The sequence below is a fragment of the Stenomitos frigidus ULC18 genome, from assembly GCF_003003795.1.
Taxonomy (GTDB): domain Bacteria; phylum Cyanobacteriota; class Cyanobacteriia; order Leptolyngbyales; family Leptolyngbyaceae; genus Stenomitos; species Stenomitos frigidus_A.
In genome coordinates this window covers 128,804-153,102 of record NZ_PVWK01000097.1, presented here as the reverse complement: position 1 = coordinate 153,102, position 24,299 = coordinate 128,804, and the positions used below count along the sequence as shown (strand labels likewise).

General features: G+C 51.0%; 18 protein-coding genes and 1 tRNA gene. 9 read left to right on the top strand and 10 right to left on the bottom strand.

The genetic code is table 11. From position 1 onward, the window contains the following. Positions 1-307 precede the first annotated feature (307 nt). Both C7B82_RS17460 and C7B82_RS17455 read right to left on the bottom strand, forming a co-directional pair. Positions 308-1,270: a glutathione S-transferase family protein gene (locus C7B82_RS17460; RefSeq protein WP_106257548.1), complete on the bottom strand. Its 963-nt coding sequence runs from the start codon at positions 1,268-1,270 to the stop codon at positions 308-310. A gap of 65 nt (positions 1,271-1,335) precedes the next feature. Then, positions 1,336-2,034, bottom strand: a complete 699-nt coding sequence (locus C7B82_RS17455; RefSeq protein ID WP_106257547.1) for a pirin family protein — start codon at positions 2,032-2,034, stop codon at positions 1,336-1,338. Positions 2,035-2,441: 407 nt separating this feature from the next. Between C7B82_RS17455 and C7B82_RS17450 the strand changes: the two genes are divergently transcribed. The 4 genes from C7B82_RS17450 to C7B82_RS17430 all read left to right on the top strand — a co-directional run bounded on the left by C7B82_RS17450 (position 2,442) and on the right by C7B82_RS17430 (position 8,141). Then, the gene (locus C7B82_RS17450; RefSeq protein WP_106257546.1) at positions 2,442-3,536 is read left to right on the top strand and encodes a tetratricopeptide repeat protein; all 1,095 of its coding nucleotides are present in this window, start codon (positions 2,442-2,444) and stop codon (positions 3,534-3,536) included. Positions 3,537-3,936: 400 nt separating this feature from the next. After that, positions 3,937-6,357: a sucrose synthase gene (locus tag C7B82_RS17445; RefSeq protein ID WP_106257545.1), complete on the top strand. Its 2,421-nt coding sequence runs from the start codon at positions 3,937-3,939 to the stop codon at positions 6,355-6,357. A 448-nt stretch (positions 6,358-6,805) separates the two neighbouring features. Further along, the gene (locus tag C7B82_RS17435; protein ID WP_245939963.1) at positions 6,806-7,996 is read left to right on the top strand and encodes a murein hydrolase activator EnvC family protein; all 1,191 of its coding nucleotides are present in this window, start codon (positions 6,806-6,808) and stop codon (positions 7,994-7,996) included. A gap of 72 nt (positions 7,997-8,068) precedes the next feature. Further along, positions 8,069-8,141 (top strand) — tRNA-Arg (locus C7B82_RS17430). Between the two features lie 48 nt (positions 8,142-8,189). Here the strand turns inward: C7B82_RS17430 and C7B82_RS17425 are convergent. Continuing rightward, entirely contained in the window at positions 8,190-8,825 is a 636-nt protein-coding gene (locus tag C7B82_RS17425) for a cation:proton antiporter domain-containing protein (protein WP_106257543.1), read from the bottom strand. A 193-nt stretch (positions 8,826-9,018) separates the two neighbouring features. Between C7B82_RS17425 and C7B82_RS17420 the strand changes: the two genes are divergently transcribed. From C7B82_RS17420 to C7B82_RS17410, 3 genes are all read left to right on the top strand, one after another. Further along, entirely contained in the window at positions 9,019-10,617 is a 1,599-nt protein-coding gene (locus C7B82_RS17420) for a M16 family metallopeptidase (protein WP_106257542.1), read from the top strand. Between the two features lie 159 nt (positions 10,618-10,776). Then, on the top strand, positions 10,777-12,291 hold the full coding sequence (locus tag C7B82_RS17415) for a M16 family metallopeptidase (RefSeq protein WP_106257541.1): 1,515 nt from the start codon (positions 10,777-10,779) through the stop codon (positions 12,289-12,291). Positions 12,292-12,314: 23 nt separating this feature from the next. Beyond that, on the top strand, positions 12,315-12,911 hold the full coding sequence (locus C7B82_RS17410) for a DUF922 domain-containing protein (RefSeq protein ID WP_106257540.1): 597 nt from the start codon (positions 12,315-12,317) through the stop codon (positions 12,909-12,911). Between the two features lie 189 nt (positions 12,912-13,100). Here C7B82_RS17410 and C7B82_RS17405 read toward each other — a convergent pair whose 3' ends face one another. Continuing rightward, the gene (locus tag C7B82_RS17405; protein ID WP_106257539.1) at positions 13,101-14,387 is read right to left on the bottom strand and encodes a hypothetical protein; all 1,287 of its coding nucleotides are present in this window, start codon (positions 14,385-14,387) and stop codon (positions 13,101-13,103) included. A gap of 352 nt (positions 14,388-14,739) precedes the next feature. On the opposite strand from C7B82_RS17405, the gene C7B82_RS17400 reads away from it, so the two are divergent. Continuing rightward, a complete protein-coding gene (locus tag C7B82_RS17400; protein WP_106257538.1) occupies positions 14,740-15,165 on the top strand; it encodes a bactofilin family protein in 426 nt (141 codons plus the stop codon). A gap of 123 nt (positions 15,166-15,288) precedes the next feature. Next, the gene (locus tag C7B82_RS17395; protein WP_106257537.1) at positions 15,289-18,315 is read left to right on the top strand and encodes a glycerol-3-phosphate acyltransferase; all 3,027 of its coding nucleotides are present in this window, start codon (positions 15,289-15,291) and stop codon (positions 18,313-18,315) included. A gap of 38 nt (positions 18,316-18,353) precedes the next feature. Here C7B82_RS17395 and C7B82_RS17390 read toward each other — a convergent pair whose 3' ends face one another. The 6 genes from C7B82_RS17390 to C7B82_RS17365 all read right to left on the bottom strand — a co-directional run bounded on the left by C7B82_RS17390 (position 18,354) and on the right by C7B82_RS17365 (position 24,263). After that, positions 18,354-18,557, bottom strand: coding sequence for a hypothetical protein (locus C7B82_RS17390; RefSeq protein WP_106257536.1), 204 nt, complete (start codon positions 18,555-18,557; stop codon positions 18,354-18,356). A 48-nt stretch (positions 18,558-18,605) separates the two neighbouring features. Beyond that, complete coding sequence (locus C7B82_RS17385; protein WP_106257535.1) at positions 18,606-18,821, bottom strand: DUF433 domain-containing protein; 216 nt, start codon at positions 18,819-18,821, stop codon at positions 18,606-18,608. Positions 18,822-18,835: 14 nt separating this feature from the next. Next, the gene (locus tag C7B82_RS17380) at positions 18,836-19,321 is read right to left on the bottom strand and encodes a PIN domain-containing protein (RefSeq protein WP_106257534.1); all 486 of its coding nucleotides are present in this window, start codon (positions 19,319-19,321) and stop codon (positions 18,836-18,838) included. Next, complete coding sequence (locus C7B82_RS17375; protein ID WP_106257533.1) at positions 19,321-19,557, bottom strand: UPF0175 family protein; 237 nt, start codon at positions 19,555-19,557, stop codon at positions 19,321-19,323. Before C7B82_RS17375 ends, C7B82_RS17380 begins: the two co-directional genes overlap by 1 nt. Before the next feature lie 12 nt (positions 19,558-19,569). Beyond that, positions 19,570-22,851: an NACHT domain-containing protein gene (locus C7B82_RS33195; protein WP_219904553.1), complete on the bottom strand. Its 3,282-nt coding sequence runs from the start codon at positions 22,849-22,851 to the stop codon at positions 19,570-19,572. A 191-nt stretch (positions 22,852-23,042) separates the two neighbouring features. Next, entirely contained in the window at positions 23,043-24,263 is a 1,221-nt protein-coding gene (locus C7B82_RS17365; protein WP_106257532.1) for an MFS transporter, read from the bottom strand. Positions 24,264-24,299: the final 36 nt, after the last annotated feature.

Below are 24,299 nucleotides of genomic sequence, written 5' to 3'. Positions count from 1 at the left end.
CAGTGGCAGTTTAAGGCTACCGACCTGTACGGCATCGTGGAACCAGCCACGGGTGAGCACTGCTTCTATGCGTTCACACACCTCAATAGCGACTGCTTCTAAGTGTTTCTAGCTTTGGTGAGGGCACAGTACAAAGACTGTATGCTCATCATGCAATTGGATCAAGCCGGTGCACACAAAGCCAAACCGCCCTCTGACCAAAGCATGAGCTTTTGAAGCAATAGTGAGGAGATCCTGACACGTTCTTAGCCCCTTCTTAGAGACATGCGAAGTCAGAGGTGCGAGCGGTCTACCTTATCTTCTCGCGCTAAAGACGGGCACGATCGTGGGGTTCGTCAAAGTTAATGATGGGGCCTTTGGGCACGATCCGATTGGGGTTTACCTGCGTCTGGCTCATGTAGTAATGGCGTTTAATGTGATCGAGGTTGCAGGTCGCTTTGATGCCGGGATACTGATAGATCTCTTTCAGGTAGTTCCACAGGTTGGGATAATCGATGATGCGCTTCAGGTTGCATTTGAAATGCCCGTGATACACCGCATCAAACCGTAGCAACGTTGTGAACATGCAGATGTCCGCTTCAGTCAGTTGGCTACCGCAGAGATAGCGCTGCTGACCCAAAACCGTTTCCCAGCGATCGAGATTCTCAAACAGTTCCGTCACCGCTTCATTGTAGGCTGCCTGAGATGTTGCAAAGCCAGAGCGGTACACGCCGTTGTTGATGGGCATGTAGATGGCATCGATCGTCTGATCAATCGTTTCTCGTAGCGCTTGCGGATAAAAATCGGTGTTGGGTTTCGCGATCGCCCCAAATTCGGTGTCAAACATCCGAATGATCTCGCGCGACTCGTTGTTGACGATCGTCTGCGTTTGTTTATCCCACAGCACGGGAACGGTGATGCGTCCGGTGTAGTGCTCGTCTCCTTTGACGTAAATTTCTTGCAAAGACTGAGCGTGATTCACGCTATCAGGAATGGCACCCGGAGCATCTGAAAAGCCCCACCCTTTGTCAGTCAGAATCGGATCGACGATCGACAGACCGATCGCGGCATCCAATCCTTTAAGCTGACGCATGATCAACGTCCGATGCGCCCACGGACACGCCAGCGAAATGTAGAGGTGGTAGCGTCCTGCTTCGGCTTTGAAACCACTGGCACCATCTGCCGTAATCCAGTGGCGAAACTTCGTCGGCATCCGGTTAAATTTGCCCGTTTGATCGCGTTCCGTCCATTCAGTTGTCCATTTGCCGTCAACCATCATACCGAGTGCCATAAGTGCCTCCGTGAAAGAGTGAAATGAGACGCGACTACTGGTCGGTGAAGCGCGTCTCTAAAGGGTTATGCCAGGTCAAACAGCAAGATTTCTGCGTCCGTACTGGCTTCAAGCACTAGCTCAGTTTCCTGACTAATGGCGGCAGCATCGCCTTTATCGAGGGTTGTACCGTTGAGCGTTACTTCGCCCTGCACAATTTGCACCCAGGCATGACGATCGGCATTCAACGCATAGCTTAATCGCTGACCCGGTTCTAGGATGGTGGCGTACAGTGCCGCATCTTGATGCAGTTTCGCTGCACCATCGGCTGCCTCGCGGTTAGCCAGTGTGCGCCATTGACCGAGTTTTGTTTCAGTTGGAAACTCTTTTTGCTCATAGCTGGGCGTCATGCCTTGTTGTTCTGGCAGAATCCAGATTTGCAGCAGGTGTAGAGCTTCCGTGTTGGAGGGGTTGAACTCGCTGTGAGTAATTCCCGTGCCAGCTGAAAAGCGCTGAATCCCCCCTGCACCGATCGTCTCCGTGTTACCAATACTATCCTTATGAGCGACGGCACCAGAGACCACATACGTGATGATTTCCATGTCTCGATGAGCATGGGTTGGGAATCCGGCACCAGGGGCGATCATATCTTCGTTGATGACCCGCAGGCTCCGAAAGCCCATGTGTTGTGGATCGTAGTAGTTAGCAAACGAGAATGAATGGTAGGAGTTCAGCCAACCGTGGTTAGCATGTCCCCGGTCTTCAGCCGTGCGAACTGTCAGCATACGCGTCTTCTCCTGTTAAAATATACTAGGTCATACATTTCGTATACAAACAGAATAGCATGGCAATCGTTTGAATGCAAACTGTTGGGGCGGATGTTTGGGTTAGTCGTTAGTTGTCAGTCGTCGATAGCCAAATTTACCTCAAAACTCAAGCTCTCCCCCGACTCTCCCTCGCTCCTCGCCGCCGCTTCCCTGCCTCTACTCATAAGGCTCACCTTTTCGCCATCCCTCATTTTCGCGATGTTCTGCTTTTCTTTAAAGGAAGTGTAAGAAGATTTGTCGTTTTACGTTAGTTTTATGTAAGGTTAGTAGAATCTACGGATTACTAAGTTGTTTTTCTTATCGTAAAGAATAGCGCTCGGCTCCCTGTTTGTTTGGATGGGTACTGGATTTCAGGAAATTGAGCCATGCTTGACACAGGTCAACTCCAACTCAGCGGCGATGCTCTTTTGTGGTTTAGACAAGGGCTAGCAGCGGCTGCGACTGAAGCCTACGTTCTGGCAGTCGCCCATTACGATCGCGTCATTGATGTTAGACCCGATTTTTACGAGGTCTGGTATGAACGCGGTTTGGCATTGGAAAAGTGTGGCTCTTACGTAGACGCGATCGCCAGCTTTGACCGAGCACTCAGCCTCCGACCCAAAAGCGATGCGTCCGTTCAGATTTGGTTCTGTCGTGGTAACGCTTTGCAATATGGTCTCGGTAGCTACACAGAGGCGATCGAGAGCTACGATCGGGTGCTGCAAAGCAAGCCTGATCACGAAGAGACCTGGCAAAACCGGGGTAACGCGTTATTGTACGGGTTGAGCCACCCTACAGAAGCCATCGCCAGTTACGATCGCGTGCTGCACATCAACCCAGCCAGCTACCTGGCATGGCGCAATCGCGGCAATGCGCTGGTCGCTCTGCAACGCTACCAGGAAGCGATCGCCAGCTACGATCGCGCCCTCACGATTAAGCCCGATGACGACGTTTCCTGGCAAGCTCGCCAGTTAGCATCTGATCGGTCAGGGCTGAGTCAGCGCCCACCGACGACTAATCCAGCCTGGTATGGCATTGGGTTTAACGAGCCGCCGACCGTGATAGACGGCGATGTGCACAGCCGCGACAGCTTTCTACCTGAACCTGATCTAGACAATAGCGATGCGCGCCCTCAAGGCAGACCCTTTTTGGTCATTGAGGACGATCGCGGTCAGCGCGATCTCATTTTAGAGCTTGATCAATATCAACTTGGGCGCGATCCGAAGAGCGATATTTGTCTACATTCTCAATTTGCGTCTCGACATCACGCAATTATCACCAAAATCTTTCAGGGCGATGGCAGCTATACCTATCAGATTACCGATGGCGATCTGGATGGTAAGGCAAGTACGAATGGGCTATTAATCAACGGGCAAAAATATCGGACGTGGGCATTGAAGCCCGAAGATGTCATCGTCTTTGGGCCTAGAGTTCGAGCAACCTATCGCCTCTCTGCTTCAGACGAGACAGGGACTGCTTAGGCGTTATTAAGGAATATGGCTGTAAGGTCTGTAAGGTCGCATTCTTGTAGAGACATGGCCGTGCCATGTTTCTAACGGGAGTTTGCTTACTGCTCGCTGATGACTATGACTACCTGTTGACCGCTTCCAACCATGAGCTTTTTCAACAAGCTCTAGCGCATCTTGTTTGAGCCGATCGTGCCTGGTTCAAACGTCCGGAGGACGCACTCTACAACACGGTGCCTCTAGTATGGCAACGACATCATTCCTGTTATTCAGTGCTGAGTGTTTGCATGTGATTTGCCGCTCGATCGCGCTGGGCTCAGAACGCCACGGGTAACTGACTGATCACCATGTCTGCGAGCCACCACGATCGCAGGGCTACAAGAGAATAATTGACTGTCTATCGGGAGAATAACGCATGTCCGACTTAATTCAGGCTGTGCTCAACAGTGATGAACGTACCAATTTAAGACAGTTTGCCAGCCAGCTTCGCGCTTCCGAAAAGCGCTATCTGCTGCGCAATGAAATTCTTGCAGCCTTCTCTGATTACTGCAGTCATTATGAACAGTCTGAGCAGTTTCAAACCTCCTCTCGGCTAGGCAAGCTAATTTACCATGTGCAGGAAATTATTCTGGATGGCAACAGCCTTTGCCTCATTATTCGACCCCGCATTGCCAGCCAGGAGGCCTATCGTTTACTGGAAGATCTCACCGTGGAGCCGATGAGCATTAGCGATTTGCTGGATCTACGCGATCGCTTTGTCAATCGCTACCATCCTCAAGACGGGGACGTCTTTGAAATCGACTTTCAGCCTTTTTATGATTATTCACCGGCTATTCGTGATCCCAAAAATATTGGTAAGGGCGTTGAGTATTTGAATCGCTATCTCTCTAGCAAACTGTTCCAAGATCAGAACAAGTGGCTGGATAGCGCGTTTAACTTTCTGCGGCTGCATCATCATAATGGTCATCAACTATTAATCAATGAGCGCATTCAAACCCAACAAGCATTGTCGCAACAGATCAAGACAGCCCTGCAATGGTTGAGCGATCGCCCCGACGATGCCCCCTACGAACAATTCCGCTTTGACCTCCAAACGCTTGGCTTTGAGCCCGGCTGGGGCAATACGGCTCTGCGCGTACGGGAAACGTTGGGGTTACTCGATCAGCTGATTGACTCGCCCGACCATCAGGTACTAGAGTCCTTTGCGGCTCGCATTCCCATGATTTTTCAGATTGCTCTGATTTCGCCGCACGGCTGGTTTGGGCAAGAAGGCGTGTTGGGACGCCCCGATACGGGTGGACAAATTGTCTATATTCTCGATCAGGTGAAAAGCCTGGAAAAACAGCTTCAAGAAGATATTGAACTTGCTGGACTGGATGTGTTGAATATCCATCCTAAAGTGATTGTGCTGACGCGGCTAATTCCCAATAGTGACGGTACGACGTGCAACCAGCGACTGGAGAAAATCTACGGCACTGAAGATGCCTGGATTTTGCGGGTGCCGTTCCGTGAGTTTAACCCTAAGCTGACGCAGGACTGGATCTCTCGGTTTGAGATTTGGCCGTATCTGGAGACCTTTGCGATCGATGCTGAAACCGCACTCCGCGCCGAATTTAGCGGTAAGCCTGACCTGATCATTGGCAACTACTCCGACGGCAATCTAGTTGCTTTTTTGCTGGCACGCAAGCTCAAAGTGACTCAGTGCAATGTTGCCCACGCACTCGAAAAATCCAAATACCTGTTCAGTAATCTCTATTGGCAAGATTTGGATGACAAGTATCACTTTTCACTTCAGTTCACGGCAGACCTGATTGCGATGAACGCGGCTAACTTCATCATCAGCAGCACCTATCAAGAAATCGTCGGGACGCCTGAAAGTGTGGGGCAGTATGAATCGTACAAATGCTTCACGATGCCAGAGCTATATCACGTCACTAGCGGCATTGAGCTGTTCAGCCCCAAGTTTAACGTGGTGCCGCCCGGTGTCAACGAAACGGTGTATTTCCCCTATACGCGCACGGACGATCGCTTGCTCGGCGATCGCGATCGGCTAGAAGACCTCCTCTTTACACTGGATGATCCAGCTCAAGTCATTGGCAAGCTGGATGATCCAAGTAAGCGCCCAGTGTTCTCGATGGCACGGCTCGATCGCATCAAAAACCTGACGGGTCTGGCAGAATGCTTTGGTAAGAGTAAAGCACTGCAAGAGCACTGCAACCTCATCTTGATTGCAGGCAAACTCCGCACCGAAGACTCCACCGACCACGAAGAGATTAGCGAAATCGAAAAGCTCTACCAGATCATTGACGAGTATGACCTGCACGGCAAAGTGCGCTGGTTGGGCGTACGTCTGGCAAAAGGCGATTCTGGCGAGATCTACCGCATCATTGCCGACCATCAGGGTGTCTTTGTCCAACCGGCTCTCTTTGAAGCCTTTGGTCTGACCATTTTGGAAGCCATGATTTCTGGACTGCCGACCTTCGCCACTCGCTTTGGTGGTCCGCTCGAAATTATTCAGGACAAATTCAACGGGTTTTACATCAACCCCACTCACACAGAAGAGATGGCAGCAACCATACTGGAATTTGTTTCCAAGTGCGATCAAACCCCCCAATATTGGAGCGACATTTCCAATCGAGGTATTGAACGGGTTTACAGCACCTACACCTGGAAAATCCACACCAATCGGCTGCTTTCATTGGCAAAAATCTATGGCTTCTGGAACTACACCTCTAAAGAAGACCGGGAAGACATGTTGCGCTACACAGAAGCCTTGTTTTACTTGCTCTACAAGCCGCGAGCACAGGCATTGTTGACAGAGCACATGCAGCGCTAGTGAGGACAAAATAGCGGTCAGCGGTCAGCGGTCAGCTTTAGCCTGACTCGTGATCCACAATGAGTCTTCGATTGTCGGCGACGAGTCTTTAAGACTCACGATTGAGTCTTTGATCCTCAACAACGGGTGTTTGATACTTGCTCACCAAGCTTGGATACTTGTGGCTGAGTGTTTGATCCTCAACGACGAGTGTTTAACACTCAGCGACGAGTCTTTGATACTGGTGAGTGAGTCTTTGATCCTCGTTAACGAGTGTTTGATCCTCGTGGCTGAGTCTTGAACACTCGCGGCTGAGTCTTCCGCTATTGACGAGTGTCTGATCCTCAATGCCGGGTGTTAGAAGGTCAAGCAATCACAATCGCGATAATCTTTTCTCAATTTACGCTTGCCCAAGTCGCCATTGTGGTCATAATGGTGTCTTGTTTGGCTACTCTGCTGGTTCCTGGGAATGGTGCTTTGGTTTTTTGAGGCAATTAAAACGCTGGTCGCAAAGCTTAATCTGACCAACAGACTGCTTACAGGTCTACTCTGTCTGCTTTTGCTGGTTGACATGGGTACCGTGACTCAGCCCTCGATCGCGCAAGGGGGCTCAGTCACAGATTTGCAGCGTCAGCAGCAGCAGATCGATCAGCAGCGATCGCAAATTTCTAAAGAACACGAGCGCCTGAAAAACTTAGAAAAGGCAGCGCAGGGAAATCTTCAAGGTTTACGCCAGGGCATCAAAGCCACGGCTAGCCAGATCAAAACCAGTGAGGCTCAACTGCAAACCGCAACTACGCAACTGCGATCGTTAGAGGTGACGCTGGTCAAAGCAGAACAGCTTTATCGACAAAAGCAGTTTGCAACGGTAGCACGGTTGCGCTTTCTTCAGCGTCAGCAGACCGATCGCGGCTGGGCCGTATTGTTACAAAGCCAAAATTTGAACGAATTTCTCGATCGCCGTCATCAACTCAAACGCCTCTACAAAGCCGATCAACAACTGCTGAGTGGTTTTAAGCAAGACACCGATCGCATCGACCAGCAACGCGATCGAGTAGAGCAACAGAAAAACCAGATCGCCCTGCTCAAGCAAGAACTCCTGGCGCAAAAGGCAGAATTTGAAGCGCAGGCAGGTTCACAGCAAACGATGATCGAACGCTTACGGAGCGATCGGCGTGCCTTAGAAGTAGCCGAAACTCAACTGCTGCAAGACTCTCGCAACATTGGGCTGCTCATTCAGCAGCGCGTTGGCAGCGGCGGCATTGCCTTTCGCGGGACCGGACAAATGATCGTCCCCTGCCTGGGCGAAATTACCAGCGGATTCGGCTGGCGGATGCATCCCATCCTCGGCTACCAGCGCTTTCACTCCGGCCTTGATTTTGGAGCCGACTATGGCACAACCATTAACGCAGCCGATAGCGGCACCGTCATCTTCGCAGGCTGGTACGGTGGCTATGGCAATGCCGTCATCATCGATCACGGTGGCGGTATCACAACCCTGTATGGTCACACCAGCGAGCTTTACGTCTCCGAAGGGCAAACCGTACAGCGTGGACAGGCAATCGCGGCGGTTGGTTCTACCGGGCTCTCCACCGGGCCTCACCTCCACTTTGAAGTCCGCCAAAACGGTGATCCCGTTGATCCGGCAACGTACCTTTAAGAATGCTCAATATTTAGCCTTTAGCCTTCATCCTTTAGTCTTTCTAACAATGCTATACTCTCGGAAGAACGAGGGCATGTAGCTCAGTGGATAGAGCATCAGGTTCCGGTCCTGAGGGTCGGGGGTTCGAGTCCCTCCATGCTCGTATGTTGTTGTCGAATAACAAATCGCCCGTCGGAGCATAGCAAGCTCCTTAAGCATCAAACGCTTTTTGCATGATAGGGAGTGACGAGCTTTTGAGTAAGCCCGCTTGGACAAACTTGGTGTAAATGCTGGCTTCGATCGCCAGTTCCACCAGTACGCCAAACGCAACAACCGCCGCGCCATCGTTAAACAAGCTTTCGCCTTCGAGCAGTGTGGTCAGCCGTTTCCCCGCTCCTACTTCACGAAAGAGCCCAATAACCGCCGCAGAATCGGTAGCAGAGAGACAGGCGCCCACCAGCAAGGCTGTCATCCAGGCAATGTGTGCAAAGGTGTGGAGTGTCCAGCCCACGGTGGCGATCGACAGCACCACGCCACCAACAGCATAGAGACCGCTGGGCAATAGCTCTTCTTTTAGCTCGGGCCATTGCATATTCCACGCGGCTTCAAACAGCAGCGGGGGCAGAAAGATCATCAGAATCATGCCTGGCGACAAATCCAGCAATCGCACATCCACTAGCGCTAACCCCAGGCCGACCATGACCAACAGCAGCGTATAGGGCACCTGCCGCAATGACGAAAAAATCTTGGGTAGACCAGCAGCGCTCAGAGCCACGAGCAGAATGAATAAAAACTGCTTGAGATCTTTTTCGATCGCAACATTGGTAGCGCTGGTCAGAAAGCTCATAAAGCAAGACCAGTCGGTCAGGACTCCCTATCTTGATGGATGGGTCAACGCATAAACCGTGCTGCCCACTACCAAAATTGAGCGGTCAGCGGTCAGCGGTCAGCGTTTTCTTGGCTGCTGGCTGATCGTTAGAAGCGGTTTCAATGACCGGGGCAGGTTATCCTGGAATCTGCGTCTTCCTTTCTAGTTGCCGATGCTTCAGTTTTGCCGATCGCTCCTGTCCTTTTCTGTTGCTGCGTTGATGCTTAAACACGCTACTAGAGCCATTGCCCTACTGCTAACACTTTTGCTGAGCTGGGGGATGGTTCCCGCTATGGCTCTGGCGCAGACTGAAAACGCACCGGCCGTTAAGCCACCGCAGTCTATTCAACCGTATCTCGATCGGGTGATCCAGCAAATCACAGAGTTTCGGTTAGCCAATGGCATGAAGTTTATTGTGCTAGAGCGGCATCAAGCGCCAGTCGTCTCCTTCCTCACCTATGCCGATGTCGGTGGTGCCGATGAGCCAGACGGCAAAACAGGGGTTGCGCATTTCCTAGAGCATCTGGCCTTTAAGGGTACGACTCGCATCGGCACCGTTGATTACAAGGCAGAAGCGCCTCTACTGGACAAGCTCGATCGGCTATCAGAGCAAATCCAGGCAGCAACGGCACAGAATCAGAAAGTAGAACTGGACAAACTAAAGGCAGAATTTGCTCAGGTAGAAGCCTCTGCAGGAAAGCTTGCCAAGCAAAACGAACTGGGGCGGATTGTCGAACAAGCAGGCGGCGTGGGGCTGAATGCCAACACGTCAGCTGATGCGACCCGTTATTTCTATAGCTTTCCATCAAACAAGCTAGAACTCTGGATGTCGCTGGAGTCGGAGCGCTTTCTCGAACCGGTCTTTCGGGAGTTCTACAAAGAGAAAGATGTGATTCTGGAAGAACGGCGACTGCGGACGGATAATTCGCCGATCGGTCAGATGGTGGAAGCTTTTTCGGATGTCGCGTTTAAAGTGCATCCCTACCGTCGTCCTGTGATTGGCTATAACCAGGACATTCAGGGGTTGACCCGCAAAGATGTGCAGACGTTTTATGAAACGCATTATGCGCCCAATAATCTGTCGATCGCCATTGTGGGAGACGTGAACCCAACTGAGGTCAAACGGCTCGCACAGCTTTACTTTGGTCGGTTTAAGGCAAAACCTGCGCCTCCAGAAGTGGTCGCAACCGAACCCGCTCAAACTGAACCACGATCACTAACTCTACGGCTCGAAACACAGCCCTGGTATCTGGAAGGCTATCACCGTCCGGCGCTCAAGCATCCCGACGATGTGATTTACGACATGATTGCCAGCATCCTCAGCAGTGGACGCACGTCGCGCCTATACAAGTCGTTGGTCGAAAAGCAACAGTTGGCGTTGAATGCGGCTGGGTTTAGCGGTTTTCCAGGCAATAAGTTTCCTAATTTGATGTTGTTTTATGCGCTCACGGCTCCAGGTCACACCGTTGATGAAGTTGCTGCCACCTTACGGGTTGAAATCGATCGCCTGAAAACCGAACCCGTTTCAACTCAAGAACTCGATCGCGTAAAAACTCAGGCACGAGCAGACTTACTGCGATCGCTGGATTCAGACATGGGCATGGCGCAAGCGCTGTTGGAATACGAAGTGAAAACCGGAAGCTGGCGCAACTTATTCAAACAAATCGACGAAATTGCAGCAGTGACTACTCAGGATATTCAGCGTGTCGCACAAGCAACGTTTGTGCCCCAAAATCGGACGATCGGTAAACTATTGCCGAAAGCACTATGAAATTAACCCGTTGGTCATCCTTTTAAGTCTGATGGAGGTGCGAAACCTCGAAGGTAATCAGTGATTCGACTTGAGGCAAGGGAAGGGGATGAGGTCTTTAGGTAGCAATCAAGCGATTAATGGTATTAACGCAACAAAGCAATTGAGGAAGCGGTGCCAATGACCATAGAAACGAAAAAGCAGAAAACGGCAAAAAGCATCGCACTGGTCTTTTCCTTTGTGATCATCCCGCTACTGCTGTTGTTTTTGGCGCTGCGCCCAGCGGCGGCAGCGACGCCCAAGTACTATACAGATCTGAAATTTTCACCACCACCAGCCATTAAATTGCCGGCATATACCCGGTTCAAATTAGCAAACGGCATGTTGGTTTATTTGGTGGAAGATCATGAACTGCCGTTGATTAATGGGACGGCTTTAATTCGCACCGGCGATCGCCTGGAGCCTGCAGAGAAGGTCGGGTTGGCAGAGTTAGTGGGTACTGTGATGCGATCGGGCGGCACCCAAACCCGCACAGCCGATACCATCAACGAATTTTTAGAGCAGCGGGCAGCTTCAGTGGAAGCCTCGATCGACGAAGATTCTGGCAACGCTGGGTTCGACACGCTCACGGAAGATTTGCCAGAAGTGTTTAGCTTGTTTGCTGAAACGTTGAAGCAGCCTGCTTTTCCAACGGACAAGCTCAATCTGGCAAAAACACAGCAGCGGGGGGGCATTGCCCGTCGCAATGACGAACCAGACTCGATCGCCGATCGCGAGTTTCGCAAATTGGTCTATGGCGACAAGAGTCCTTATGCTCGCTACGTTGAGTACGCCACGCTGACAAGTATCGCTCGTGACGATTTAGTGCAGTTCCATCAACAGTATTTTTATCCGAACAACATCCTCCTGGGTATCGTTGGTGATTTTGAGACCAAGGCCATGCGAAAGCTGGTAGAAAAGACCTTTGGTGACTGGAAGCCTTCGGAAGCAAAACCCGCAGCCTTGCCAACAGTGGCTCAGGCCAAACAAGGCGGTATCTTTTTTGTAAATCAGCCCCAACTGACGCAGAGCAATGTGCAAATTGGGCACCTGGGTGGACAGGTGAATAGTCCAGATTATCCAGCGCTGTCAGTGATGAATGAAGTGCTGAACGGGTTTGGCGGACGGCTGTTTAACGAGGTGCGATCGCGTCAGGGCTTGGCATACTCGGTCTACGCGTATTGGGGGCCACAGTATGACTACCCAGGGCTCTTTGTGGCAGGCGGACAGACCCGATCAGACGCAACTGTGCCCTTCATCAAAAGTGTGCGCACAGAGATTGAGACCATTCGCAAAGCGCCGATCGCGCCAGCAGAGCTTGCCTTTGCGAAAGATTCGGTGCTGAATTCCTTTATTTTCAACTTTCAGCAGCCCAATCAAACGCTGTCTCGGTTACTGCGCTACGAATATTTTGGTTACCCAAATGACTTTATCTTCCGCTATCAAAAAGGCGTTGCTGCAACGACGATCGCCGATGTGCAGCGCGTTGCTAAAACCTACTTAAAACCCGAAAATATCGTGACGCTAGTGGTCGGTAATCAAGCCACCATCAAGCCATCGCTAGACACGTTAGGGCAGCCAGTGACCGCGATCGATATCACCATTCCAGGGTCAGACAAACCAGGAACAAGCAAACCAGAATCAAGCAAACCGTAAGCGATCGCGCATCCAAGCACTCCATGTTCAATCAAGGTTTGGCCGTGTTGGTCGGTAGTTGCATTGTGGGTTGTGTAGCTGCAGCCTGGGCAGCAGACCCCGATTTAGTGGTCGCTCCACCAACGGTTTCGCCGTACACAATCCAGGGAAGAACAGTGGCTGAACTGCGATCGCAGATGAATCAACTGGGCCCCATGAACCAGGATGAGGGCAAGCGCTTTGACGCCTCTACCCTCTGGGATCTGGATGCTCAGTTCACTTCTGGCGGCAAGAAGGGCGTAAGCTGCAAACTAAAAACCGTCACCGTGACCGTTAAAACGACCTTCAATTTGCCCGCATGGACGCCACCTGCTGGCACGCCTCAACCCTTGATCGATCGCTGGAAAAAGCATCTGGCAGCTCTACAAGCGCACGAAGAAGGGCATAAACAGTTGGGCATTGACGCTGGTAACGATTTGCTCAGCCAACTAAAAGCGATGCCGCCTGCTGCGTCCTGTGATGCCTTGAACAAACTCGCCACTCAAAAGCGCGATGCCGTCAAAGCAGCGTTCAAGCAGAAGCACAAAGCCTACGACGCCAGCACAAAGCATGGTGCAAACCAGGGCGCAGTGTTTCCTTAACTGGAATCTTTAACCGCTGGCAACATTAACCGCTGGCAAGACTCGCCCTGCAATAAATTGCGGGCTAACAGTCAAAGTCCGTTAAAACGAACTGAAACGCTTTATGGAAAATGCTTTCAACCTCTTTCAACAGGAGCCACTAACAACCCAAAACTAACCACTAACTACTAACCACTGACCGCTGAACTGCTACACCTGATTCAACGGAGCAGGGGGCTGCGGGCCCGAAAACCCTCTTTCTTGGATCTGCAACGACCCAGAGCCCGATTCATCTTCATCCTTGTCCTCTGGTTTCGGAGACATGGATAAGGGCTGTACGCTACTATCCTGTGGATCGCCAACAAGCCCAGCAAGCGGCACTTTGACCGGCATCGCAGCGAGGTCTAAACCTGCCAGATTCAAACCCGCTAAATCTGTGGTGGCAACCAGGTGACGATCGCGTAACCCCACAGGGGCTTCTACCGTCACCCGTATCTGAAGCTCACCGGGATCGGCATAGGTGCCCTTGGTCATGAGGCGGGCATACACGCGTGGGCTGATTTGGCTCCACGGCGTATTCGCTCCATCACTGGGCGTGTTTGCCTGCCCAGGTAGAACCAACGCATTTGATAGTGCTTCAAAGTTATTGCCGTAGCGGAGCAGGGTGTCGCGAGTTTGACGGAGGGTGACGATCGCACTGCCAACGTCGCCCAAACGCCCCAGAGCCGAATCCATCGACGGTAAGCCTGGTACAGTGCCGGAAAGCTGACTCCAGGTCGACTCGATTTGCTCGTAAAAACTGCGCGACAGCCGTGGCTTATAGTCAGGCAGCAGTTGATCGACGATCGCCCGTTGCTCGGTCGCCAGTTCCTCATACTTCATGCCCGCCTGCAAGTTCCAGGACAGCACCTGGAGTTGAGGATGAGGAATAGTAGTACCTGCCGATCGTGCGTTCAGCGCCACAATGATATCGGCCCATTTTCCTTTGAGCGGTGCCAGCAAGTAGCGATGCCCTGCCGGACTATGCGCCGATACTTTCATGCAAAACACGTTGACTGGAATCCGATAGTCCCCTGGCTGTAAGGCGACCGCACCATCCGTAGCATTGCGAAGTTGGGCCATCAGCGTCGTTGGCATCGCTTTCGGTTTAAAGGCTGTGCCAGGTAGCTGATTCACAGTTGGGAACGTGGCTTGGCTACTCGACTCGATCGGTGCGTCATCTTTTAAGGTACTGCCCAGCGCTTTGACCGCTTGATCAACGACCGCGCCTTTCAGCAGATCCTCAACCGAACCACCGGGAATGGGCAAGTTTGGGATTGGCAAACCAAAGAAACCAGCGATTTTGGTTGTAGTGGCAGCTCGTAACGGAGTGGCGACCATCACGGAGAGCGCGATCGCCGTTGTCCCGATGAGCCAATAGCGTTGTAGCGGCTGACGACGACTCAAGGATCTCCTCAGATTACGTGTCGCTCCACCAGGCAATAAACGCTTGACCATGTATCTATCCTCACCACCAGGTTTCACCCATCCTACGCTTGATTGCAACCATTCATGATGATTCGCAGCGTCTACAGGTGTAAAGGCCTGATGACGGGAGATTGGCGATCGTGGCGAGGACCTTAGTAGAGGTGGGTTTTGCTGTGAAGCCAATCACGTATCATCTAAACCCACGCTTATGGCTGATAGGAAATGAACGATCGTGCACGACCGAAACTCGCAAGTTTTTAGGGCAAAGTCTTAACTTTCAGTGAGCAGATGTGCCATGATGACGGCGAGGACTTAGAAGGCAAACTTGCCGTTTGGACACTCACAAGACCTGAATGTTGGAGTCTTACCCTCGGAAAAAGGCATGTTTAGAAAAAATACCCCACCGCCGTCAAAGACTTTACCAACCTACATTGCCCCCAACAGCGAGTTGCAAGGGACGCTCCACGTTGAAGGCGACCTTTTGGTTGATGGCATTATTCATGGCACGGTCGAAGTGCGGGGAGACATGCAGATTTCTGAAAGCGGGCTCATTGAAGGACCCGAAGTGCGCGCTAAAAACCTGACGGTGCACGGAGTGCTCAAAGCACGAGTGCAGGTAGAAGGGAAGCTGACGTTAAGCCGTACCGCTCGACTAGAAGGCGATGTGAATGCCAGCGCACTCAGCGTTGAAGAAGGTGCCTTCTACGTTGGCTACATTGAAACAGGCGAAACAAAGGCGCTGCCTGGACTGAGAGCACGCCCTGAACTGGCAAGCGGTGATGCTTATACAGGCGGTATCGGCAGCTAGTTGCTTCTAGAAATTCATGTTTGGCTTGCCGACCAAAAGAAGCGGCATCGATCCCCGACTGCTTGATTCAGTCCCGATCGATTCGTCTCAATCTGCTGCAGAAGTCGGGGATCTAGTTGATTTATGACGCTAACGCAAGTCTGGGGTGCGCTACTGCTTTTCATCGTCTGTCCATTGCTGGGTGGGCTGCCCTTGATTGCCTGGATTACGTACGCTCTAACGCGACGGCAGTTAGCCAAACTGGGCACTGGGAACGTCAGCGTTTCGGCTGCGTTCTACCACGGTGGGCGCATGGCAGGCATTCTTGCTGTCTTGTCTGAAGCCTTGAAGGGTATCGCAGTTGTTTTGCTGGCACGATCGTTCTTTCCAGCCGATCCTGCCTGGGAACTGGTGGCACTCATGGCATTGGTCGTCGGGCGCTACTGGTTTGGGAAGGGCGCGGGGACAACGAACGTCGTGTGGGGCTATGTCATTCATGACCCGATCGCGGCTGGCTTTGTCTTTCTCATCAGCGGCATCAGCTTTACGATTCTGCGCGAACGACGGCAGGGAAGACTCAGCGTGCTTGTGATCTTCCCGCTGATGACAGCGTTACGCCATCCGTTAGACCATGAGCTGATTGGAGCCGCGATCATCCTTTCAGTCATGTTGGGCTGGATTTATACCAAGCTTCCCGATGACTTAGATTTAGCTCCAACCGCAGCTCAGGCAGGAACTCAGTCAACGTTCAAATTCTTTCGCAGCGATCGCGCCATCCGCTCATTGAATGATCCACTCGATGCTCGTAAGGTGGGGCAAAAAGCCGCCACACTGGCACGTTTGAAGCGATCGGGCTACCCTGTACCGATGGGTTGGGTGCTCAGCGCTGGTGATGACCCAGAACCGTTGCTAGAGTTGCTCAAGCCCTCGCCCAAAGCCCCGCTCATTGTGCGATCGTCGGCTGTAGGAGAAGATTCGGAAACGGCATCGGCAGCAGGACAGTACGAATCCATTGCCAGTATCGTCCGCCGCGAACAGTTGCTGCCTGCGATTTCTCGGTGTTTTGCGTCCTACAATCAGGCGAGTGCGGTTCAGTATCGTCGCGATCGCAACCTACCTGAGGCGGCGATGTCTGTCTTCATCCAGCAACAGGTGCGGGGAGTCTTTTCGGGTGTTGCCTTTAGCCGCGATCCGATCTCGCGGCAGGGTGATGCAGTGGTAATCGAAGCCCTTCCAGGCAGCGCGTCTCAGGTGGTATCAGGGCAGGTCACGCCTGAGAGTTACCAGGTGTTTGTGCCCGCGATCGACGTTCAGCCTGCGACGGCTCAGGCTCCAGCCGCTTGGCTGCTACCAGGCGATCGCACCTTGACGGTTCACGGCAGCGGCACTGTGCCACCTCAACTCATCCAGCAGGTTGCGTTTCTAGCCAGACATTTAGAGGCGCAATATCAAGGCATTCCTCAAGATATCGAGTGGAGTTACGATGGCAAACAGCTCTGGCTGTTGCAAACGCGACCCATCACCACGCTACTGCCGATCTGGACGCGCAAAATTGCGGCTGAGGTGATTCCTGGTTTAATCCATCCCCTCACCTGGTCAATCAATCGTCCCCTGACCTGCGGCGTTTGGGGCGATTTGTTCACCCTCGTTCTAGGCAAACGCGCCATGGGGTTAGATTTTAACGAGACGGCGACGCTGCATTATTCCTATGCTTACTTCAATGCGTCGCTGTTGGGACAGTTGTTTCGACGCATGGGCTTGCCACCGGAAAGCCTGGAGTTTCTGACACGAGGCGCAAAATTTAGCAAACCACCGCTCCAATCCACGCTGCGAAACCTACCGGGACTGTTGCGCTTAACGGGTCGAGAGTGGCATCTAGAAGCAGATTTTCGGCAAGACTCTCGTCGTCAATTCGCACCCGCTCTAGCAGAATTTGCCCGCCAGCCTGCGTCTGCACTTGGAGGAACAGACCTTTTGACGCGGATCGATCGCATTCTCAACCTGTTGCAAACCGCCACCTACTACAGCATTCTGGCTCCCCTCAGTGCAGCGCTGCGGAAAGGCCTTTTTAAGGCTAAAGATGAACAACTGGACAACAGCGATACGCCAGAAATTGCGGCCTTGCGATCGCTTCAGGCGTTAGCGCGATCGGCGCGAGAAGTGCTGGGAAGCGGTCAGCGGTCAGCGGTCAGCGGTCAGCAGTCAGCGGTCAGCAGCACTCAAAACGACTCCTTACCCCTCACCCCTCACTCCTCACCCCTCACCCCTCACCCCTCACCCCTCACGTTGCTCTCACAAAGCCCTGATGGACAGGCGATTCTGTCTCAGTTTGACGCCCTACTGGAGCAATATGGCTACTTGAGCGAAGTGGGGACTGATATTGCGGTGCCGACGTGGCGCGAAGAGCCGGAGCCTGTGCGATCGCTGTTTGTCCAGTTTTGCCAAAATCCACCTGAAAGCTTGTCTCAGCCCGATCGGGCAACTGGCAGCGTCAAGCGGGTACAGCGTCGGCTGACGCTCAAAGGGCGTGTGACGGAGGTCTACAGTCGCTTGCTGGCAGAACTGCGCTGGAGCTTTGTAGCGCTGGAAAAGCTCTGGCTGGAGTCAGGGTTGTTGTCTGAGTCGGGCGATATCTTTTTCCTGGAGTGGGAGGAGATTCGGCGGTTGGGGGGGAGAGGGGAGAGGGGCGAGGAGCGGGAGGCAGAGGGAGCAGGGGAGGGTAATATTCGAGAACTGGTGGAGCAGCGACGATCGCAACGGGAGGCCGATCGTGCAGTGGAAGCGGTGCCGTTTTTGGTTTATGGAAATGATCCACCCGCACCGACGCTCAGTGCGTACAACTGGCAGTCGTCCCAACAGCTACAGGGCATTGGAGCCAGTCCGGGACAGGTAGAGGGCATCGTGAAAGTGGTGCGGAGTTTGGCAGAGTTACCGGATATCCATCGAGAAACAATTCTCGTTGTGCCGTACACCGATTCTGGCTGGGCACCACTACTGGCAAGAGCCGGAGGGCTGATTGCCGAAGTGGGTGGAAGATTGTCGCATGGAGCGATCGTGGCTCGTGAGTACCGCATCCCTGCTGTCATGGATATTCATAACGCGACGCAGTTTCTGCAAGACGGTCAGCGCGTCCGCATAGATGGTCAGAAGGGCACTGTAGAGATTTTGTAGAGAGCTGTTGTAAAAGAGAGGGATGATTCAACCCGCTCCTATAGCCGTGGTACCTGGTCTAATTTCTCCGTGACGCCTTCAAGATAGCCGATCACACCTTTGCCCCAGGGAGTTTCTTCAGCAAAATGTTCACCCACTTTGAGTAGCCCTTTTTTGACCCCGTTCCACTGCCGTTTCAGACTGAGAAGGTTTTGCCAGCGTTGGGGCTGCAACCGCTTAATTTCTTGAAACTCGACATCCACGATCGCCGGAATTTGTGCATCCGTTGCCTGGGGATATTTTGCTAGAGGTCAACAATGAGTGGTTTGCTTGAATAGCTCAGTGGCGTAAGCAAGTGCCGCTTCGACCTGAGCTTGAGTCAACTCATATTCTTGCATGACGGCTTCTTTATTCATACCACCTGCGAGGGAACCAAGAATGATGGAAACAGGAACGCGCGTGCCAGTAATGATCGGTATACCGTGGTGAACAGACGGATCGACGCTAATATGCGATGCAATTTCCATTCCCTTATATCTCCCTATTCATCTACTTCTCGCAGGCTGTATTCATATAGTGACTGCCCAATACGGAAGCCTGCTTGGGCAATTAATTGATCAAGCAACGGTTTTAAGGCTGGAATCAGTCCTTGAGCTTTTGCATTGATCAGAATGCCAAGAATGCCTCGTATGGGAAGTCCGTACTGTGTCGCGATCGTTCGTCCTAACCGCTCATCAATCAGCAGACGATCGACTTTAAGCTGAAAAGCAAGCGCGATCGCTTCAGATTCACCCGGATCGAGTGTTTGTTGAAGGGTTTGAATCAGTTGAAAGCTACTGGGTGTTTGAATTTCTAACCACCCTGTGGTTACTGAGGAAGTAATTATCGGTTGGATTTCGTGGAGGCGCATGAGCTCATCATGAACTACAGGCGGAATGAAAATTTTGGGGTAAATCTGCTGAAGTAAAGCCATTTTGCCAATGACAGCAAGGTTACTCAATGGCGAGGTATTGCTGACAACAATCATTACCAACCTTCTTCACGCAGGTTTTTCAGATCTTGCTTGAGGTCGTCTACATCGTAGTGAATATTAATGCCACGACTGGCGATTAACCGTTGAAATTCAATTTGGTGCATTCCAGCGAGTTGGCTAGCACTGCCGAGAGTGATGCGTTCTTGTTGAAAGAGAGCAATAGCAAGCTCCTGCCGCAGATCTGCTTCGGTGAGTTGCAAATGGTCAGGAAGGTCGATCGTGATTTGCATATCTGAATCTCCTTACGAAGGTATATTAAAAGCCAGAACTGTCAGGAGCAATTTGCGATCTCGGTCGTCTGGATGGTGAACAATAAACCGAAACTGAGTTTCTACGTCGATAGCCACTTCTCGTACAAAATTTGGATGTTCCTGAATTACTTGAGGTATTTGCTGTAAAACAGCCGTGAAGTTCTTATTTTGATTAAATATTAACATTGCAAGCTTTGTATCGCGCCAAGTTGTATAACCCAGTAGTTGATCAAATGTTTCCTTTAATATCTGCGAACCTTTCCAAAACTTACACTCTGCGATAAAAATATTTTCCCCTCCGACACGCAGTAGAATATCTGTTTTTCCTTTATTGTTGAATGTCTCACCTGTAGCTTGTCCTTTATAAATTCCATTCAGTTGCATCAAAAAATGATCCCTCAACGGTTCCTCGCCAATGTCTCGAAAGGTTGCAGGATTCCTTTCCATCACCATTACCATATTAGAGAGAATAGATAATATTTTCTCGTATTCCTCTTTTCCACCTCCTACTTCCCACTTTCTATACCCTTCCTCTTCAGCTAACTGATCAATTTCGTGGTTGTAGAACCCGCAGCGAGATTGAATCATAGAAATAGCGTTAGTAAAGTATTCGGATGGAAATAATTTTCTGCAACCCGCTAATATTTTCAAATTCGATGAATCTCCCACTCTGCCTATTGTTAGGATTACATCTGTACGGATTAAGGATGTTAGACAATCTAACTGTTTAAGAAGATGTACCAAAGCCTGAACTAATATCTGACTATCTTCCCTATCTTGAATTGCGTTAAAAATCAAAAATATGCTCTTCCTACAATCTTCATCAAGAATGTTAATTTTCTTAGCATCATTTATTTTTCCTACAATTAAATTCAAATGCTCTGTTCTTAAATTTTGCTTAATTATAGACGGCGATATATTTGATATAGCTCTTAAAATATATTGGTACTCATTGCATCTAGAATTGATTATTTCATCAAGCAATATCCTAATAATTGCGGCATAAATTGAATGTTTATTAGAATCAAAAAAAGCGAAGCGTAAATCGGCATCTTGGATAGAAATTTGACATTGGGCAGGATCTAGATCTCTTCTGAACGACGCATATAACAGCGCTCGATACTTCTGCTCATTATCATTCCATTGAACTATATCGCTTGTACTCAAAGAGAGCGCAGCCTCTAAACGCTCTTTAGGATCTAAGGAACTGAGAGAATTTACCAAATCTTGAGTTTCTTTGTAAGTAGAACTGATTGAGATTTGGACTTCAGACTGTACATCAGAATTCTTGTTACTACAAGCTTCTATAAATGTAGGATGGGCTATTTCTGGCGATACATCTAGAAGTGCTAGCGATGCTTTAAATCGAATATTAACATCTTCATCTTCAAGGCGTTTTATTAGAGTTTCACGCATAGAATTGCTTAACTGCTCGAACTGATTGCACAGACCTTCTACGCCAGCACGTCTCAAGTCTGGATCATCTTCACTGTTTGCTGCATCAATCAATTTAGATAAAGCGGTCTGACACTGAGTAAGTGCTAAAATCTCGATAAAAAGTACTGGATGGAGTGATAACTTAGTAATGCACTGGATAGCTGAAGTTTCTAAATTCGGATTGATACAACTTACTAATCTTGCTCCTAAAACTAAATCTACGAGTAACGACTGCTCCACCATGCGTACTGCTTGCTCATCAGTTATTTCAGGTAATCCCAGCATAAGCACGATCGGTTCCGTCCACTTCAAATAATTCAAATAATCTCGTTTGAATGTCTCATCGCTAACGTCAGGTAGCTTTTGCAGTAAGGCTTCCGCCGCGTAGTATTCCTGCAACAACTGGTGACGAAACTCAATTTGGTCTGTACTGCGGTTTTGCAACAGATGATACTTGAGTAAATCATCTAAAATATCTCGAACTGGAAATTGCTCAGTTGGGAAAATTCTGTTTAATTCTCGTTCCGCTTCATCTCGATGAATCACGACTCGAAAATCAACGGGCGTTTCTCCCTGCATCATGACTGACGCTAAAGCCTTCAAAGCCTTTTTCCACAGTCTGCGATCGCTCAGCGGTCTCACATCTCCCTTTAGCAATGCGACTTCATGCTTACGCACACTGCTAATTTCATACATGGCTGTAAAAGCCTGAAATACTCCTGCCAAATTGGATGGCAATTGGTTATTGGGAGCTTGCTGGAACACCTCACACAGCATCCATAGCAGCAGCGGCGTTTGCCCAAATTCCCGCAGTCTGTCCCGCAACTGCCGTAACATTTGCTCTCCCTGCTCCGGCAAATACGCTCGCACAAACTGCTGCATTTGTGCTTCGGTCAGCGGCTGCATCTCCAGCGTTTTCTCAATCCCGAGATCGCCCCCCAATACCAAATCTCGTGTGGTGATAATCATTGGCGTGTGAGCATGGGTTTTCCGAAACGCGGTCAGGTCGCTACGGGCTGTCTCAAACGACAGCTCATTCAGCCCATCCACCAGCAACAACAGCCGCCGCTCAAACAGCAAGGTTTCAATTTGATCAGGATGCAGCAGCAGTCCGTGCTGTTTGAAAAAGTCCCGTATTAAATCCAGAACAGATGTGCAGTAGTCACGCAGTTCGACTAACACAGGAATCTTAGATCTGGCTGGAGCAGGCGTTTGAGCGGCAGGCGAAAATTCCTGATTGAGTAGAGCTTGCTCAACGTCATCTAATTGGCGCTCCAGTTGTTCCAGTTGCGTTTCCTCAGCCTTAATTTGCTGCTGTAACTGAAACCTAACTGCCGCCCCCGCCTCGATCGCCCACGCCTCTCTCAGTTGCTTTAGCTTCTCCTGCCTCAGTTCCCAATCCACCTGAAGGGTCTCTCGTTGTTTCGTCAATCGCTGTTGAGAGTCAGCGTTAACCTCCTTCTCAGACAGCCCCTCAAGCGCTTGCTGGCTCTGTTGTGCTTCTTCCAGCAGCAATTGCGCCAGTGCGGTCGATTTTCCCGATCCGGGTCGCCCTTTCAGCAGAACATGCTCTGCCGCATATTTGCGAATGCCCTCCAGCACTGGTAGTCGCTCGATCTTTTCCCGCTCTGCGCTCTCCTGGGGTAAACGTTCCTCTCCTTGTTTTGGCAGCACTGTTTGCACCATCAACCCAAAGTCAAACGGTGAAGCTGCCGGGGCTTGCTGTCGCCGCCTACCCACCGTATCTGTGGGCGTATAGAGACACCGCCAGTGTTGATACTTGGCGCAAACAGAAATTAGATACGCTTGAATTTCCGACTCAGGAATCGCAGCCATGCAGAGGCCTAAAGTATAGAGAGAAGGTTGCTTTTGATGCTACGCGATTGCTTGTTAACGAAGTTAATGGCATCCGCCATACGGAACCAGACAGCAGAATGTTTTTCCTATCCTACGCATTAAAGTCAGGCGGCTGCCACTGATTCTTGACCAGTTGTACTACATAGCCTGGTGCACACATCCTGTCACGGTCAATACTGGATTAGTCGCGACAGCACAAACATCACTGCGGCTGCCAGCCAGGCACCCACGACAAGGCTGAGCATACCCGCATCAAAACTACCTGTTGCTGCCACGATCGATCCTGGAATGAGGGAGCCGCCGACCCCTCCCAATAAGACGGCTAGCCCGTTATAGAGCCCCGTTCCCGTACCGATACGATCGGCAGGCAAAAGGTGTTGAATAATGGCATATTCTTGCGCACCATAGGCACTCTGACAGAAAACCGCGATCGCAAAAAAGAGAACCAAAAGCTCGATCCGGCTTGTAGTGCAAGCAAGATAGACCATACCACCTGCCAGCAAAAAGCCCACCCCTGCGAGTTGTGTCCTTCGTTGCAGTCTGTCCCCTAAATATGCCATCAAGGCAATCCCAACGATGCCCGCTGCAAACACGAGAGCCAGCGGCCATCCCAATTGTGCAAAATCGATGCCCTTGGCACGATTGAAATAGACTGGCAGCCAGTTCAGCAACCCAAACGCACAAAAGGCATTGAGGCTACCACCGACAACCGCCAGCCAAAAACGTGGATTGCGACGATAGCGGTTCAACGGGGTTCGCGCTCTTGTCCCGTCCATCTGCCGCCGATCACGAGGTTGGTCATCCGGCACCAAAACGTAAACCAGTGGGATCGAGAGCAGCATGCCACCCACACCCAAAACGGCAAACGTCGGACGCCAGCCCCAAAGCTGGATCAATGGCACAACTATAAGCGGGGCGATCGCAGTCGATAGTAAAATGCCGCTGCCCCAAAGCGCATTCGCACGCGATCGCGCACCCGGTAAAAACCAGCGACTGGTGATGGCGCTCAGCATCGGAATATGGACACCTTCCCCCAACCCTAAGAGCAGACGCAAAACCAGCAACGCTGTAAACGAAGAGCCCAAGGCTGCACTCAAAAGCGTTACGACCGAGAACGCGCCAATGGACACCATCACACTACGCTTAGGGCCAAACTGCTCGGCGATCGGGCTCAACAGCATATTAGACAACGCATAAGCCAGAAAGAAGGCTCCTAGCAGCAATTCACCTTTGGCACCAACGTCTCGATCGCTCCAGCCAAACTCCTGAGCCAGGCGAGGAATCGCCAGAGCCAGGTTATTCCGATCTAAATAATTAACGAAGACAGTGACAGCAAGGACAGCAGGAATCCGCCACCGCCTTATGTTGTTGGAGGTTGTCAGGGTTGGCATCAAAAATTCTCTGCAAGAAACTCTCTATAAATGTCT